Raw genomic sequence first — 16,314 nt, 5'->3', positions numbered from 1 at the left:
TCACTCCGGAGCGTGCTTTCGGTAGGTCTTTGCCAGGATGTCAGTGAGCCTTGCAAGTTCGTTGCGCTCAGACCTGGTGAGGTTTGACTTCTCGTTCTTCCCGAAGACCGTCAACAGGAAGACGGGGTAGTTCCGTCCGACATATGCGGTGATCAGCCGATATCCGCCGCTCTTGCCTTTTCCGCGTCCGGCGATCCGAAGTTTACGGCACCCGCCAGTGCCTTGCATGAGGTCTCCGGACTCGGGCTCCGCGGCCAAAAGGTCGACAACTGCCCGCCGGTCCTCGTCGCTCAAGCCGGCACTCTTTGCGGCACTCAGATAGGCAGCGGTTTCAACGACTGTGTGCACGTATCCAAAAGTACGGAAATTCCGTACTTTGTCAACATGGCTTCAGTGACTCTGCCGCCAGCCTCTCCAATCCTTACCGATAATTAATTCTCCCGACAGGCGGCTGTAAGGCGACCTACCCCATATTCGGTGTCACGGCGGGGGGTAAACATGACCCGCTCGAGATCGATACGAGGAGAATTACATGCCCCATAACCACAGAGCCACCGAGCCCCGGCGTTTCCGTTCCGTGCTGATGGCCGGCACGGCGGCGCTGGCGATTGCCGGTGGTGCCGCGGGCACCGGTCTGCTGACGCCTGATAACGCCTCGGCGGAGAACGTCAGCGCCAAGGTTCAGGCCCCGGCAGTCAATCCGTTCGACTTCGCCGACCTGGTCGAACAGGTCAGCCCGGCGGTGGTCAGCGTCGAGGTCGAGGGCCACAGCGCGGACATGGTCCGCGGCGGCCCCAGCATGCCCGATTTCCGCAGCATGCCGGAATTCAAGGACCTGCCGGACAACTCGCCGTTCCGCAAGTTCTTCAGGGACTTCGAGGACCAGTTCGGCGACCGTGGCCCCAGCCGCGGCCCGCAGTCGCGCCCGACCATGGGCCAGGGCTCCGGCTTCATCATTTCCGGCGACGGTTACGTGGTGACCAACAACCACGTCTCCGACGAAGCCGACAAGATCACCGTCCGCATGACCAACGGCAAGGAATACGACGCCAAGCTGATCGGCTCGGATTCCAAGACCGACCTGGCGCTCCTGAAGATCGAGGCCGACGAGGATCTTCCCTATGTCGAGTTCGCCAGTGACGACGCACGCGTCGGACAGTGGGTGGTCGCGGTCGGCAATCCTTTCGGCCTGCGCGGCACCGTCACCGCCGGGATCGTCTCGGCCGACGGCCGCGACATCGGCTCGGGCCCCTATGACGACTTCATCCAGATCGATGCTCCGGTCAACCGCGGCAATTCCGGCGGTCCGACCTTCAACATCGAAGGCAAGGTGATCGGCGTGAACACCGCCATCTTCTCGCCATCCGGCGGCAATGTCGGCATCGCCTTTGCGATCCCGGCAGACATCGCCCAGTCGGTCATTTCCGAGCTGAAGGAAACCGGCACGGTCAGCCGCGGCTGGCTCGGCGTGCAGATCCAGCCCGTCAACGAGGACATCGCCGAGAGCCTTGGCCTCGACAAGCCGAGCGGTGCGATCATCGCGTCGATCCTGGATTCCGGTCCGGCCCGCAACTCGGACATCAAGGCGGGCGACGTCATCCTGTCGGTCAACGGCAAGACCGTCGAGGATGCCCGGGATCTCGCCCGGAAGATCGGCGACCTCGATCCCAAGGACGACGCGAAGCTGGAAATCTGGCGTGATGGCGACATCGAGAACGTGACCATCGTGCTCGGCGCCCAGCCGTCGGAGAACCAGCAGGTCGCCATGGCTCCGGCCGAAGAGATGCCGGGCGCCGATGTCCGCAACGAGCAACTCGGCCTGGTGTTTGCGCCGGCCGGCGACGACAGCGGCGGCGTGCGCATTACCGAGGTCGATCCGGACGGCGAAGGCGCCCGCAAGGGCCTGTCGGAAGGCGACGTGATCGTCGAAGCCGGCGGCCAGGACATCAAGAACCCCGACGACCTGTCCAAGGCCGTTGCACGGGCCGAGGAGAAGGGTCGCAAGGCTGTCCTGCTCAAGGTCAAGAGCGGCGACAACGAGCGCTTCGTCGCGCTGTCGCTGCCGAAGGCCTGAGGCAGGCAAGGAACGGGACGGTGCGGTCTCCTCTCGCCCCCGCCGCAACGCCGTCTCGGACGGCAGACCGGAACTTCCGGTCTGCCGTTTCCCACGCCGATCGCGTAGACTTCGTCTCCATGAAGATTCTTGTGGTGGAAGACGATCGCGAGGCGGCGCAGTACCTGGCCAAGGGGCTCAACGAGTCCGGCCATAGCGTCGATCTCGCCTCCGACGGCGAGGAGGGCTATGCCCTCGCCAACGGCGGCAGCTACGACGTCCTGGTCATCGACCGGATGCTGCCCAAGCGCGACGGCCTGTCGATCATCACCGACCTGCGGCAGAAATCCGATTCGACCCCCGTCCTGATCCTGTCAGCGCTCGGCGAGGTCGACGACCGGGTCAAGGGACTGCGCGCGGGCGGCGACGACTACCTGGCCAAGCCCTACGCCTTTTCCGAACTGGTCGCGCGCGTCGAGGCGCTCGGACGCCGGCGCGGCTCGCCGGAAGTCGAGACCGTCCTGAAGGTCGGCGACCTGGAACTCGATCGGCTCGCCCACCGCGTCCAGCGCGGCGGCACGTCGATACCCGTCCAGCCGCGCGAATTCCGCCTGCTGGAATACCTGATGCGCCACGCAGGGCAGGTGGTCACCCGCACGATGCTGCTCGAGAACGTGTGGGACTATCACTTCGATCCCCAGACCAACGTGATCGACGTCCACATGTCGCGGCTTCGCTCGAAGATCGACAAGGGCTTCGCCTCGCCGCTGCTCCATACCGTGCGCGGCGCCGGCTACATGATCCGGGACGGCGAGGTCTGAGGATTGTCCTTCCCGGGCCCTTCGAGTCCGAGGGACGCCTCGTACCGGGACGCAAGGCAAACTCGAGCTTCCGCGGCCGCCTGGCCGGACGGCGGACGGGAGCTCGCAGCTTGCTCCCAGCCGCATCCGGATGCATGACCGCCCCATGCTGAAGCTCCTCAAGTCCACGGCATTCCGGCTCTCGCTCATCTACCTGGCGGTGTTCGCCGTCTTCGCGGGCCTGCTTATCGCCTACCTGTCGTGGAACACGTGGGTGATCTTTTCGCGCCAGCTCAACAACACCATCGAGGCGGAGGTCCAGGGGCTGGCCGAGCAGTACCGGATCGGCGGCACCCTGCGGCTGATCCAGGTCATCGACAAACGCACCCGAAATCCGTCCAGCTCGCTCTACCTGGTGCAGGATCCGCAGGGCAACCGGCTGGCCGGCAACGTCGCCTCGGTGCCGCCGGCCACCTGGGACGCCGACGGCGAGGACGAGTTGCGGGTGACCTACGACCGCTTCGACGAAAGCGGTGCGACGCGCCACGAGGCGGTGGTCCAGGTGTTCCTGCTGCCGGGCGGCTTCCGGCTGCTCGTCGGCAGGGACATCGAGGAGCGCCAGCGGCTCCAGGACATCATCTGGCGGGCGACGCTGCTCGCCGCGGTGCTGATGATCGTGCTGGGGGTCGGAGGCGGCTACTACGTCAGCCGCCGCATTCTGGCGCGCATCGACGCGGTGGCCGAAACCAGCCGGTCGATCATGGCCGGCGACCTGTCCCAGCGCATGAGCCTGTCGGGATCCGGCGACGAGTTCGACAGGCTCGCAGCCAGCCTCAACGAGATGCTGGAGCGCATCGAACGCCTTATGCACGGTCTCAAGGAAGTCTCCGACAATATCGCCCACGACCTGAAGACGCCGCTAACCCGCCTGCGCGGCCGGGTCGAGGCGGCATTGCGGGCGGAACCGACGGAGGTCGGCTACCGCGAGGCGCTGGAGACGACGATCGAGGAATCGGACCGGCTGATCGCCGTGTTCAACGGCCTGCTGATGATCGCCCGGGCCGAGGCCGGGGCGTCGGGAGCGAGCTTCGCGACCGTGGACCTCGCCGAGGCGGCCCGCGACGTCGTCGACCTGTACGAGCCGGTCGCCGAGGACGCCGGCCTGACCCTGGAGGTCGACGCGCCGGAGGACGTGTCGATCGAGGGCAACCGCGAACTGATCGGGCAGGCGATCGCCAATCTCGTCGATAACGCGCTGAAATACGGGAGGCCGGACCCCGAAGCGCCCGACAGCGAAGGGCGAGGGGTGACGGTGGCGGTACGCCGTGTAGGGCCGCGCGCGGAGATCGCCGTATGCGACGCCGGTCCCGGCATTCCCCCGGCTGCCCGCGGCAAGGTCGTGGAGCGATTCGCCAGACTGGAGGAAAGCCGATCGGCCCCCGGCGCCGGCCTCGGCCTGGCGCTCGTCGCCGCGGTCGCGCGGCTGCATGACGGCACCTTGCTGTTCGAGGACAATGGACCGGGCCTGAAGGCGATTCTCGACCTTCCCGCGAACGGGGCAAAGCCTGCCGCCAGCTGATCTGCCTGCCTGCCTTCTTGCATCCCCGGCCGGCTCTCGCCATCGTGCCCCGAAACCACATGTGCGGGGAGACTGGTCATGGCAAAGGCGGCGAGACGTCGAACGAAATCCGACGAAACGCTCGCCGCGCGCGTCGCCGCAGCCGGAGACGGCGGCCGTCCCGGCGTCACCGATACGGCAGACGCCGCCGCGTTCCTCGCCGACCTGGCATCGGCTGCCTCGGAGGAAAAGTGCCGGGCGCTGGCGAAGGCGGCGGGCGGCGAGCTGGCGGGCTTCCTGTCCGGCGTTCTGGAAGGCTCGCCGTGGCTGAGGGGCGTGCTGACGGCCGATCCGGCGCTGACCGAGCGGATCCTCTTCTGCGACCCCGACGGGCATCTGAGCGATCTGAGCGCGACGCTGCGCGAAGCGGTCCGCGAGGCGGGCAGCCGGTCGGAGGTGATGCGGCTGCTGCGCCGCTACAAGGGGGAGGCGGCGGCACTGGTGGCACTCGCCGACCTCGGCGGGATCTGGCCGGTAGACCGGGTCATCGCGGCGATGACCGAAATCGCCGACACCGCTGTCTCCGCCTCGGTCGACTGGCTGCTGGCCACCGCGGCGGAGCGCGGAAACCTGACCCTCGCCGATCCCGGGCGGCCGTCGCACGAATGCGGCTACATCGTGCTCGCGATGGGCAAGTACGGCGCCGGCGAACTGAATTTCTCGTCCGACATCGATCTCATCGTCGTCTTCGACCCGGCCCGAAGCAAGGTCGCCGATCCCGACGAAGTCGAGGCGCTGTTCGTCAAGATCACCCGCGACCTGGTCAAGCTGATGCAGGAGTATACCGAAGACGGCTACGTCTTCCGCACCGACCTGCGGCTGCGTCCAGATCCCGGGGCGACGCCGGTGGCGATCCCCCTCGACGCGGCGCTCGAATACTACGAGAGCATGGGGCAGAACTGGGAGCGCGCCGCCCTGATCAAGGCGCGCCCGTGTGCCGGCGACATTGCCGCGGGCGAGGCCTTCCTGCACGAGATCGCCCCCTTCATCTGGCGCAAGTACATGGACTTCGCCGCGCTGGCCGATGTGCATGCGATGAAGCGCCAGATCCACGTCCACAAGGGCCACGGCACCCTTGCCGTCAGGGGACACAACATCAAGCTCGGCCGCGGCGGGATCCGCGAGATCGAGTTCTTCGTCCAGACCCAGCAGCTGGTCGTCGGTGGACGGCATCCGGAGTTGCGAACGCGCCAGACGCTCGATGCGCTCGACCTTCTCGCCGAAGGCGGCTGGATCGAGGAACAGACCCGCGACGAACTGGCCGCCGCCTACCGGTTCCTGCGCCGCATCGAACACCGGCTGCAGATTGTCGCGGACCAGCAGACCCAGACGCTGCCCGACGCCGCGGACGAACTCGCCAGATTCGCGACGTTCTCGGGCTTCGAGACGGAGGAGGCATTCTCCGAGGCGCTGCTGGATGAGCTTCGCACCGTCCAGCGGCACTACGCGCAACTGTTCGAGGACGCGCCGTCGCTGAGCACCGAAGCCGGCAGCCTGGTGTTCACCGGCGACGACGACGACCCGGAGACACTGGAGACGCTGTCGCGCATGGGCTTCAACGACCCGAAGCAGGTGGCGGCGGCGGTGCGCGGCTGGCACTTCGGCCGTGTGCCGGCAACCCGGTCCACCCGCGCCAAGGAGCGCCTCACCGAACTGACCCCGGCCCTGCTGACGGCGCTCGGCGAGACGGCCAATCCCGACGGCGCCTTCCTGTCCTTCGACCGCTTCGTCGCGCAACTGCCGGCCGGCGTGCAGCTGTTCTCGCTGCTCAAGTCCAATCCGCAGCTGCTCGGCCTGCTTGCCGAGATCCTCGGGACGGCGCCGCGTCTGGCCGACCTGCTGGGACGCCGGCCGCGGGTCATCGCAGCGGTGCTGGAACCGGACTTCTTCGATGCGCTGCCGGATCGCGAGAACCTGGAGCATCATCTCGACGAGACGCTGGGCGAGGCGACCGGATACGAGGACGCCCTCGATCGCGCCCGGATCTTCGGCCAGGAGCAGGCCTTCCTGATCGGCGTGCGGATCCTGTCGGGAACGGTGGCCGCGACGGACGCGGGCGTCGCCTTCGCGCGCCTCGCCTGCGTCCTGGTCGATCGGCTGCAGGCGCTTGCCGCCGAGGAACTCGCCCGCACCCACGGCCGCGTCAAGGGAGGGACGGTCGCCGTCGTGGCGATGGGCAAGCTCGGCGGGGGGGAGATGACGGCGAGTTCCGATCTCGACCTGATCCTGCTCTACGACTACCGCGGCGAGGAGCCCGAGTCGGACGGCAGGCGGCCGCTGGCGGCCTCCCAGTACTATATCCGCCTGACCCAGCGCCTGGTTGCCGCATTGTCCGCACCGACCGGAGAGGGACAGCTCTACGAGGTCGACATGCGCCTGCGGCCGTCGGGCCATGCCGGACCTCTGGCGGTCCATATCGACGGCTTCGCCTCCTACCAGGCGGAGGAGGCCTGGACGTGGGAGCACATGGCGCTGACGCGGTCCCGCGTCGTCAGCGGTCCCGACAAGCTCGCCCGGCGGATCGAGAAGGAGATCGGCAAGGTCCTGACCCGCAAGCGCGATCCCGAGAAGCTGCGCGCCGACATCGTCGACATGCGCGAGCGCATCCACAAGGAAAAGGGCAGCAACGATCCGTGGGAGATCAAGGTGGTGCGCGGCGGGCTCATCGACGTCGAATTCATCGCCCAGTACCTGCAGCTCGCCCACGCCGCGAAACATCCGGAGATCCTGTCGCAGAACACGGCAACGGCGCTGGCCGCGGCGCGGCGGGCCGGGGTGATCGACCAGGGCGATGCCGAGACCGTCGAGCAGGCCTGCCGGCTCTACAATGCGGTGACGCAGGTACTGCGGCTCTGCCTGACGGGGCCGTTCGACCCGACCGCCGTGCCACGGGGCCTGTCGAGCCTGTTGTGCCGCGCAGCAGACGTGCCGGACCTGCGCAACCTGGAAGCCCTGCTCGTCGATACCCAGACCGACGTGCGGGCCGTGTTCGATCGGATGCTGGGGACGTAGGGGGCGGCGCCGGAGCCTAGGCCGTACCGGAAATCTCCGCGATCTCCGACTGCGACCCGCGGGCGTCCTGTTCCAGCCGGTCGAGCAGGTCGGGCTGGGTCACCTCCGGCTTCTGGGGCAGGCGGATGGTGACGATGGTGCCCTTGCCGGGTTTCGAGCGGATGCGCAGGGCGCCGCCGTGCAGCTCGACCAGCGAGCGTGAGATGGCGAGGCCTAGGCCGGAGCCCTTGTGACTTCTGGTGAACTGGTTCTCGACCTGTTCGAAGGGGCGGCCGAGCTTGCGGACCGCCGCCTTCTCGATGCCGATGCCGGTGTCCTCGATCGAGATCGTGATGCCGCCGGAAACCTGGCGGGCGCGCACCTTGATCGAGCCGTTCTCGACATTGAACTTCACCGCGTTCGACAGCAGGTTCAGCATCACCTGCTTGAGCGCGCGGCGATCGCCGTTGAGGTTGAGGTTCTTGCCAATGTCCATGGAGGTGGAGATGTTCTTCTCCTCGGCGCGCAGCGACATGATCCGCACGCACTCGTCGGCGATCGAGCCGAGATCCAGTTCCTCGATCTCGATCTGGTAGCGGCCCGCCTCGATCTTCGACATGTCGAGAATGTCGTTGATGACGTCGAGCAGGAACTCGCCGCTCATGCGGATGTCGCGGCAGTACTCGTTGTATTTCTCCGAGCCCAGCGGCCCGAAGGTCCCGGTCTCCATGATCTCCGAGAAGCCGATGACGGCGTTGAGCGGCGTGCGCAGCTCGTGGCTCATGCTGGCAAGGAACTCCGACTTCGACTTGTTGGCGAGCTCGGCGCGGGTCTTTTCCTTGGCGTAGCGCTCGGCGAGGTCGACGAGCTGCTGCGCCTGGACCTCGAGCGTCTGGCGCGAGCGGCGCAGGTCCGCGACGGTCGCCAGCAACGCCCGCTCGCTTTCCAGCAGCCGTTCCTCCTGCTGCTTCAGCGGGGTGATGTCGGTGCCGACGCTGACGAAGCCGCCGTCCTTGGTGCGGCGCTCGCTGATCTGCAGCCATCGGCCGTCCTCGATCTGCGCCTCGTAGACGCGGCCGCCGGCCCCGACCGGTCCCTCGACCTTGCCGTCGAGCTGAACGATCGGCTGCCGGCTCATCTCCATCACGCGCTCGTAGGGCGTGCCGGTTCTGACCACGGGATCGGGGAGGCGGTGCAGCTCCTGGTACTTGCGGTTGCAGAGCACCATCTTGTTCTCCGAATCCCACAACACGAAGGCTTCGGAGGTCGCCTCGATGGCGTCGCGCAGGCGCATGTCGGCGGTGGCGCTGCGCTCCGCGAGACGCTGCTGCTCGGTGATGTCGACGGCGATGCCGACGAGGTGGCGTTCGCCGGTGGCGTGGTCGGGCACGATCTCGGCGCGGGCGCGCAGCCAGATCCACGAACCGTCGGAGTGGCGCATCCGGAACGTGCGGTCGATATGGCCCGATTCCTGCTCCGCCAGCGTGTTGGCGAGGTCGTAGAAGTCGTCCTCGTTGGGATGCAGCATTTCGGAGACGTCGCCGATCGACAGCAGCGCGTCCTTGTCGTAGCGGCCGAGGATCTCGAACATAGAACCGGACCAGAAGATCCGACCGCGAGCGAGGTCCCAGTCCCACATGCCGCAGCGGCCGCGCCGCAGCGCGGTATCCAGCCGCAGCCGGCTCGTCTCGTAGAGCGTCTCGATCCGCCGCAGGTTGTTGCCCTGCCAGCGGAAGCCGAGGCCGATCAGCAGGAGCACCAGGTCGGTGGTGATGAAAACGGTGGTCGGCAGCGCCGCGTTTGCGCGCCAGATCGCCGAAACGATCCGCGTCGGCACGATGACGGCGACGGTTCCCAGCGGACCCGACAGGTTGCGCACGGTGACGAGTGCCTCGTCGCCTTCTGGAAGGGTGGCGGTGAAGACGCCGGCGCGGGCGCCGAAGGTGGTGAGCGGCTGCGCCGGCCCGAGAACGTCGATCAGTCCGGCATTCCGGAAGCCGTAGGCGTCCGGCAGCCCGGCGAGGATGCGGTCGGAGGCGCCCGTCAGCAGGATCGTCGAGCCCTGCCGCTGCATCAGATCGCGGGTCGCATCGGTCAGCGCCACCTGAGCGAACGCCTCGCCCTCGGCCTCGTTGGCGTCCCGGTAGATCGCCTCGAGCCGTGCCGCAAGGATGTCCGCCGACATCGACATCTCGTGCCGCACCGCGGACGCCGCATCCTCGTAGGTCCGCAGGTTCAGCACGACGGTCGCCACGCCGATCAGCAGGAAGAGCACGATCAGCAGCGGTGTGATGAGAAAACGAAACGCCGGCTCCGCCTTTACCAGACCGGCATAGGTGGGGCGCGCAAGTTCCCTAGCGATACCTTGAAATGCAGATACAGTTTCTCCAACGCGCACAAGGCGCTTTACGGACTCCGTCCGTAGCATCTAGACCCCCTTCGGAAAGCTCCAAGCCGTTTCTGCTCCGGAGCGCCGCATCTCTTCCGAATCACACTATTCGAATCAAATGCAGGGTGATTTGTCCAGCGACACTTTGCGTTAACGAAAGGTTTCTTTGCTGTGAGTCGAAATTGTAACGCAGGACTCGCAGGGGTTTTGTGGCGCAATTATGCGCTTTTGGAATGTCCGCGAGTGAAAACCGAGGCTAAATGGAGGCGCCAGGCCGCAACGTTTCGGACAACATGGAAATCGTCGTTTCGTCGAGGTCGAGTCCGTTGGATTCCTCTATTGCCAACCGCTCGAGCATCTCCATCGGCAGCGATGCGAAGAGATCTATGCATCGCCTGATAAGCTGGAAACTTGCTTCCAGTCGCTCCCGCCTGTGCTTGGGATCATCTGGTCCGGCCTCCGGGTCGGGAATGCGCCAGCCGGCGTAGACGGGGCGGCCGGGAAGGGTCGGGCTGGCATCGAGCTCCGCATCGTCTCCGGTGGTGATGACGAGATCGAAAATCGGAGCCTCGGGGCGGTTGAACTCCCAGACGCCCTTGGTGCGCAGGCCGCTCGCCGGCAGGCCATGCGACTGCAGCGTCGCCGCCACCAGCGGCAGTGTGCCCGACCGCGGAGCGAGACCCGCGCTGCAGGCGGCAAACGAGCCGTCGAAGCGTGCGTTGATCAAAGCTTCGGCCATCAGGCTGCGCGCGCCGTTGGAACGGCAGACGAAGAGGACGTTGCATGTCGACGCGGCCAACCGGAGCACCATCGCAGATCCGTAGTTTTCTCAAGTTTCAGCAGTTGGCGAGGCGTCAGCCTACGCGCGTTGGAAAACGAATTCTACTCCAGGCTGCGCTGGACGATGTCCGTGGTGTCCCGCGACAGCCCGTCCCGGGCGGCGATACGCCTGAGTTCGGCTTCGGCCGCAGCGCGGCGGGCCGGTTCGAGGGAGCGCCAGCTGCGGAAGGCCGACAGGAGCCTAGCGGCGAGCTGTGGATTGGCACGGTCGACCGCCAGGACGATGTCGGCGACGAACCGGTAGCCGGCGCCGTCGGGACGGTTGAACTGCGTCGCATTGCCGGCCGCGAAGGCGCCCACCAGCGCGCGCACCCGGTTGGGATTTGCAAGCGAGAAGGCCGGATTCTTCGTCAGGTCGACTATCCTCGGCAAGGCTTCTGGCGTGGGCACCGTGGCCTGGATGGTGAACCACTTGTCGAGAACCAGGGGATCGGTGCGATACCTCTCGAAGAAGTCGGCGAGCGCATCGTCGGCGGCGGCGCCGGGACGCCGCGTGAGGGCGGCCAGCCCGGCCATCCGGTCGGTCATGTTGTCGGCATTCCGATAGTGTCGCTCGACGAGCGCGATGCCGTCTCCGTCGCCGGTCGCCGCCAGCAGGGTCATGGCCGTGTTCCGCAACGCCCGGCGCCCGGCGCTCTCGGCGTCGGGGCTGTAGGGTTCGTTGGTGCCGAGCCGGGAATAGATATCCCGCAACTCGCCGCCGAGACGGGTGCCCAGCAGGCCGCGCAGCCATTCGCCGGCGTCATGAATGGCATCAGGATCGACGTCACGGCCGAGCTCCCGCGCGATGTCGGATTCCGACGGCAGGGTCAGCACCTGCGCGCGGAAGGCGGGATCCAGGTCCCCGTCCTGCGCGGTACGCCTGAGCGAGTCGACGAAACGCGGATCGAGGTCGGGCCGATCGCCGGTTGCGAATTTCGCCTGCGCGTCGACCAGGATGCCGGTCGCCAGAGTCTGCACGGCCTGCCAGCGATTGAACGCATCGCGGTCCTCCCGCGCGACGAACAGCAGATCGTCCCCGGAGAGGTTCGCATTCAGCTTCACCGGCGCCGAAAAGCCGCGCAGCAGCGAGGGGACGGGCTTGCCCGGCAGGTCCTCGAACACGATGGTCTCGCGGGGCGAGGCGAGTTCGATCAGGTTTCCGTTGACGTTGGGGCTCGCGGTCCGGGGCGCTTCGATTTCCTCGCCGCCGGGGCCGATCAGGGCAAAGACGATCGGAATCTGGAGCGGCTCCTTGGTCGGCTGACCGGGCGTCGGCCGGCAGCTCTGCTCCAGTGTCAGTTCGTATCGTTTCGCGGCTGCATCGTAGCGGCCGGTGGCGGTGACCTCGGGTGTGCCGGCCTGCCGGTACCACAACTTGAAGTGGGTCAGATCGCGTCCGGTTGCCTCGGCGAAGCAGGCGAGGAAATCCTCGATGGTGGCCGCGGTGCCGTCATGCCGGTCGAAATACAGATCCATGCCCGCCCGGAAGCCGCCGTCGCCGAGCAGCGTCTTCAGCATGCGGATCAGCTCGGCGCCCTTCTCGTAGACGGTGGCCGTATAGAAATTGTTGATCTCGCGGTAGGTCTCCGGACGGACCGGGTGCGCCAGCGGGCCGGCGTCCTCGACGAACTGGTGCGCCTTCAGGGTCCGCACATCGCCGATGCGCTCGACCGGGCGGGACCGCACGTCGGAGGAGAATTCCTGGTCGCGGAAGACCGTCAGTCCCTCCTTCAGGCAGAGCTGGAACCAGTCGCGGCAGGTGATCCGGTTCCCGGTCCAGTTGTGGAAATATTCGTGCGCGATGATCGCCTCGATATTGGCGTAGTCGGTGTCGGTCGCCGTCTCGGGGCTGGCCAGCACGTACTTGTCGTTGAAGACGTTGAGGCCCTTGTTCTCCATCGCGCCCATGTTGAAGTCGGAGACCGCGACGATGTTGAAGACGTCGAGATCGTATTCGCGCCCGAACGCTTCCTCGTCCCAGCGCATCGATCGCTTCAGGGCTTGGAGCGCGTAGTCGCAGCGGTCCTCCTTGCCGCGCTCCACGTAGATGGCGAGCGCGACCTCGCGGCCGGATGCCGTGGTGAAGGTGTCGGCGACATGCCCGAGGTCGCCGGCGACGAGCGCGAACAGATAGGAGGGCTTGGGGAACGGATCGTGCCAGACGGCGAAATGGCGGTCGCTGCCCGGAATGTCGCCGGTCTCGACGAGATTGCCGTTCGACAGCAGGATCGGCGCGTCCGACTTTCGCGCCTCGATGCGAACCGTATAGACGGCGAGAACGTCCGGGCGGTCGGGGAAGAAGGTGATGCGCCGAAAGCCTTCGGCTTCGCATTGCGTACAGTAGACGCCGTTCGACCGGTAGAGGCCCATGAGCTGCGTGTTGGCGCTCGGGTCGATCCGTGTCGAGATGTCGAGGACGAATGCTCGGTCCGGAGGCGAAGTGATCGTCAGGCCGTCGTCGTCGAGGCGGTAGTCCGAACGGGGCAGGGGGACGCCGTCCAGCTCCAGCGAGACGAGCTCGATGTCCTCACCGTCGAGAAAGAACTCGCCGCGGCCGCCATCCGGGTTGGGTCGCGCGTGCAGCCGGCTGGCGACGCGGGCGTCGTCGGGCTCGAGCCTGACGTCGAGGTCGACGCGATCAACGAGATAGGGCGGAGGCGTATAGTCCTCGAGCCGGATAACCGGCGCCTGGTTCTTTGCCATGTGGCGACACTCCGTGGCTGGCGGAGCGGAGGTTTAGAATCTTCGCCGTGCCCCGCCAACCCCCGAGGGCGCGGGAGCGGTGGCGGTTCGAAGACAGCCGATGTCGCCGGGCGTCAATCACAGGCGGTCCGGCGGGCGTATGTCGGATGACATCGGTACGCCCGGCCTTCCGGGTTCGTCATGGTCGTCCGGCGGCACGATCCGCACGGTCTTTCCGGGGGAAATCTCATGAGGACACATGCCCGTGCGGTGGTGATCGGCGGCGGCGTGGTCGGCGTCTCGACGCTCTATCACCTGGCCCGGAAAGGGTGGTCGGACGTCGTGCTGCTGGAGCGGCGCGAACTGACGTCCGGCTCTACCTGGCACGCCGCCGGACTGCTGCCGCTGTTCAACATGAGCTACTCGGTCGGCCAGATCCACAAGTACTCGGTCCGCTTCTACCAGGAGCTTGCCGAGGAGACCGGAATGGATACCGGCTTCCGCAAGGTGACGAACGTGCGGCTCGCCCGCACCAAGGATCGCTGGGACGAGTACATGTACTACGCGGGCGTCGCCCGTACGCTCGGCGTCGACGTAAAGGTCCTGACGGCGTCGGAGGTCAAGGATCTCTGGCCCTACGTCAACGTCGACGGCATCCTCGGCGCGATCCAGCACCCGGAGGACGGCTACATCCAGCCGGCCGACCTGACCCAGGCGCTCGCCCGCGGCGCCCGCGCGCGCGGCGCCGAGATCAACCGCAAAACGACGGTGACCGGCATCGAGCGGCAGCCGGACGGCGACTGGCTGGTGAAGACGGACAAGGGCGACATCACCTGCGAGCATGTCGTCTCCGCCACCGGCAACTTCGTGCGCAAGACCGGCGAGATGGTCGGCCTCGACATTCCCGTCATCCCGGTCGAGCACCAGTACATCGTCACCGAGCCGCACCCGGCGATCCAGGAGCACCGCAGGAACGGCGGCCTGGAACTGTGCGTGCTGCGCGAATCCGATTCCTCCTGGTACATGCGCGAGGAGGCAGGCGGCCTGCTGCTCGGCCCCTACGAGAAGGGCGCGCCGTGCTGCTACGTCGACGGGCCGGACGAAAAGTCTGAATACGAACTGTTCCAGGAGGACCTCGAACGCCTCGAGCCGCATATCGAGACGGCGATCGAGCGGGTGCCGTATTTCGGCGAGGTCGGCATCAAGCAGGTCTTCAACGGCGCCATCGCCTACACGCCGGACGGCTCGCCGATCGTCGGCCCGGCCTGGGGGCTGAAGAACTTCTGGCTGAACGAAGGCCATTCGTTCGGCGTGACGGCGGCCGGCGGCGCCGGATGGCAGCTTGCCGAATGGATCGTCGAGGGCGAGCCGTCGATCGACATGATGGGCGTCGACCCGCGCCGGTTCGGGCCCTACGCCTCGCGCGGCTACCTGAAGCAGAAGAACGAGGAAGCCTACGCCAACGTCTTCACGCTGCACTATCCAGACGAGGAGCGGGCCGCGGCGCGGCCGCTGAAGACGGCGCCGTGCTACGGCCGGATGGCAGGCCTAGGCGCCGTGTTCGGCTCGGTCTACGGCTGGGAGCGGCCGAACTGGTTCGCGCCGGACGGCTACGAGGTGCCCGCCGACGAACTGGATGTCGACGACACGCTGACCAGCCACAACCACCCGCCGGCCGACCATACCGGCAGGATCCGCGAGCGCTGGTCGTTCCGCCGCTCGAACTATTTCCCCTTCGTCGGCGAGGAATGCCGGAACGTCCACGAGAACGTCGGCGTGCTCGACATGACGGCCTTCGCCAAGTGCACCGTCACCGGCCCGGGGGCGGAGGCCTGGCTCGACTCGATCCTGGCGAACCGGATCCCGAAGAAGGTCGGCCGCCTGACGCTCTGCCACCTTTTGTCCCGGAACGGCGGCGTACGCTCCGAGTTCACCGTCTTCAAGGCGCGCGAGAACGCCTACTACCTCGTCTCCGCCGGCGCCTTCGAGCGGCACGACCACGACTGCCTGCAGAAGCTCCTGCCCGATGACGGCAGCGTGCAGATGGTGCCGATCACCGCGAAGGTCGGCGTGCTGGTGCTTGCCGGGCCGCGCTCGCGCGACGTCCTGCAGAAGCTGACCGACACCGACCTGTCGAATGCCGGCTTCCCCTGGCTGACCGGCAAGCGGATCAGCGTCGGCAATGCGGTTGCCGACGCGATGCGGGTGAACTTCGTCGGCGAGCTCGGCTGGGAACTGCATCATCCAATCGAGATGCAGAACACGATCTTCGACCACCTGATGGCGGCGGGGTCGGACTTCGGCATCAGGCCGTTCGGCATCCGGGCGATGGATTCGATGCGGCTGGAGAAGTCCTACCGGCTGATCCCGCGCGAGCTGTCGATCGAGTACGCGGCGCTGGAGTCGGGCCTCGACCGCTTCGTGCATCCCAACAAGGGCGATTTCATCGGCAGGGACGCGCTGGTCGAGTGGCAGCAGAAGGGGATCCGGAACCGCTTCGTGACCATGGAGGTGCACGGCGTCACCGACGTCGACGCCCGCGGCAACGAGGCGATCTGGCTCGGCGACGACCTCGTCGGCCGGGCCACGTCGGGCGGCTACGGCTGGCGTCTGGGCAAGTCGCTGGCGCTGGCGATGGTGCGGCCCGACCTCGGCGAGATCGGCTCGGAACTGGAGATCCAGATCCTCGGCGACCGCTACAGGGCGACCGTCATCGAGGAATCGCCGTTCGATCCGCAGAACGAGAGGTTGCGGGGGTAGGTCGTGGACTCTAAGCCTTCGGAGCCACAGTCTGGATGCGGCCTGTAGTAGAGCCATGTTCTCAACCGGCACGCCTAACGCTTGGTTTTATGACTGCCGCACCGGCCTCAATCCCTGTTCAACGCCTGACGAGAATCAATCATCAGTGGATGACTAGTCAGTCGTGCGCATGACCGGCAAGCAGGCATCCCAAAACCAC

The 16,314-nt window shown here is 66.7% G+C and carries 9 protein-coding genes; 5 read left to right on the top strand and 4 right to left on the bottom strand.

Features of this window, described 5'->3' with window-relative positions; genetic code table 11:
- Positions 1–348, bottom strand: a complete 348-nt coding sequence (locus V3328_RS16495; protein WP_340330784.1) for a type II toxin-antitoxin system RelE/ParE family toxin — start codon at positions 346–348, stop codon at positions 1–3.
- Positions 349–532: 184 nt separating this feature from the next.
- Here V3328_RS16495 and V3328_RS16490 point away from each other — a divergent pair, with 184 nt between their 5' ends.
- The 4 genes from V3328_RS16490 to V3328_RS16475 all read left to right on the top strand — a co-directional run bounded on the left by V3328_RS16490 (position 533) and on the right by V3328_RS16475 (position 7,483).
- Positions 533–2,074, top strand: a complete 1,542-nt coding sequence (locus tag V3328_RS16490; protein WP_340330783.1) for a DegQ family serine endoprotease — start codon at positions 533–535, stop codon at positions 2,072–2,074.
- A 119-nt stretch (positions 2,075–2,193) separates the two neighbouring features.
- The gene (locus V3328_RS16485; protein ID WP_340330782.1) at positions 2,194–2,874 is read left to right on the top strand and encodes a response regulator transcription factor; all 681 of its coding nucleotides are present in this window, start codon (positions 2,194–2,196) and stop codon (positions 2,872–2,874) included.
- A gap of 145 nt (positions 2,875–3,019) precedes the next feature.
- Entirely contained in the window at positions 3,020–4,432 is a 1,413-nt protein-coding gene (locus V3328_RS16480; protein ID WP_340330781.1) for an ATP-binding protein, read from the top strand.
- A 78-nt stretch (positions 4,433–4,510) separates the two neighbouring features.
- Positions 4,511–7,483: a bifunctional [glutamine synthetase] adenylyltransferase/[glutamine synthetase]-adenylyl-L-tyrosine phosphorylase gene (locus tag V3328_RS16475; protein ID WP_340330780.1), complete on the top strand. Its 2,973-nt coding sequence runs from the start codon at positions 4,511–4,513 to the stop codon at positions 7,481–7,483.
- A gap of 16 nt (positions 7,484–7,499) precedes the next feature.
- Here the strand turns inward: V3328_RS16475 and V3328_RS16470 are convergent, their stop codons facing one another.
- From V3328_RS16470 to pepN, 3 genes are all read right to left on the bottom strand, one after another.
- A complete protein-coding gene (locus tag V3328_RS16470) occupies positions 7,500–9,737 on the bottom strand; it encodes a PAS domain-containing sensor histidine kinase (protein WP_340330779.1) in 2,238 nt (745 codons plus the stop codon).
- 370 nt (positions 9,738–10,107) lie between these two features.
- Entirely contained in the window at positions 10,108–10,662 is a 555-nt protein-coding gene (locus tag V3328_RS16465; RefSeq protein WP_340330778.1) for an arsenate reductase/protein-tyrosine-phosphatase family protein, read from the bottom strand.
- A gap of 71 nt (positions 10,663–10,733) precedes the next feature.
- The gene (pepN, locus tag V3328_RS16460) at positions 10,734–13,376 is read right to left on the bottom strand and encodes an aminopeptidase N (RefSeq protein ID WP_340330777.1); all 2,643 of its coding nucleotides are present in this window, start codon (positions 13,374–13,376) and stop codon (positions 10,734–10,736) included.
- A 228-nt stretch (positions 13,377–13,604) separates the two neighbouring features.
- Between pepN and V3328_RS16455 the strand changes: the two genes are divergently transcribed.
- A complete protein-coding gene (locus tag V3328_RS16455; protein WP_340330776.1) occupies positions 13,605–16,115 on the top strand; it encodes a GcvT family protein in 2,511 nt (836 codons plus the stop codon).
- The last annotated feature ends 199 nt before the right edge of the window (positions 16,116–16,314 follow it).

The sequence above is a fragment of the Microbaculum marinum genome (assembly GCF_037855135.1).
Classification (GTDB): Bacteria; Pseudomonadota; Alphaproteobacteria; order Rhizobiales; family Tepidamorphaceae; genus Microbaculum; species Microbaculum marinum.
Note: the sequence above shows the minus strand (reverse complement) of the source record. Positions and strands in the feature narration are given on the sequence as shown.

Bases quoted from the DNA above. Each gene is read 5' to 3' on its own strand.
- V3328_RS16490 (WP_340330783.1), top strand. From the start codon at position 533: ATGCCCCATAACCACAGAGCCACCGAGCCCCGGCGTTTCCGTTCCGTG.
- V3328_RS16485 (WP_340330782.1), top strand. From the start codon at position 2,194: ATGAAGATTCTTGTGGTGGAAGACGATCGCGAGGCGGCGCAGTACCTG.
- V3328_RS16480 (WP_340330781.1), top strand. From the start codon at position 3,020: ATGCTGAAGCTCCTCAAGTCCACGGCATTCCGGCTCTCGCTCATCTAC.
- V3328_RS16475 (WP_340330780.1), top strand. From the start codon at position 4,511: ATGGCAAAGGCGGCGAGACGTCGAACGAAATCCGACGAAACGCTCGCC.
- V3328_RS16465 (WP_340330778.1), bottom strand. From the start codon at position 10,662: ATGGTGCTCCGGTTGGCCGCGTCGACATGCAACGTCCTCTTCGTCTGC.
- pepN (WP_340330777.1), bottom strand. From the start codon at position 13,376: ATGGCAAAGAACCAGGCGCCGGTTATCCGGCTCGAGGACTATACGCCT.
- V3328_RS16455 (WP_340330776.1), top strand. From the start codon at position 13,605: ATGAGGACACATGCCCGTGCGGTGGTGATCGGCGGCGGCGTGGTCGGC.